At 57.5% G+C, this 280-nt stretch carries 1 pseudogene; it reads left to right on the forward strand.

The window, feature by feature from the left end:
- Nucleotides 1-280 (forward strand): annotated as a pseudogene (locus tag KVT28_RS24945) (succinate--CoA ligase subunit alpha); the annotation flags it as partial.

Below are 280 nucleotides of genomic sequence, written 5' to 3' on the forward strand. Positions count from 1 at the left end.
GCATCTCGGCCTGCCGGTGTTCAACAACGTACGCGAAGCAGTAGAAGCCACCGGGGCAACCGCCACCGTGATCTACGTTCCAGCGCCGTTCTGCAAAGAGGGTATCCTGGAAGCGATCGATGCGGGCATTAAACTGATCATCACCATCTCCGAAGGTATCCCAACGCTGGATATGCTGACCGTGAAAGTGAAGCTGGATGATGCTGGCGTGCGCATGATCGGCCCGAACTGCCCAGGCGTGATCACGCCAGGCCAATGTAAGATCGGTATCATGCCAGGC

The organism is Pantoea sp. GbtcB22 (assembly GCF_019091025.1).
In the GTDB taxonomy this organism is placed as follows: domain Bacteria; phylum Pseudomonadota; class Gammaproteobacteria; order Enterobacterales; family Enterobacteriaceae; genus Pantoea; species Pantoea leporis.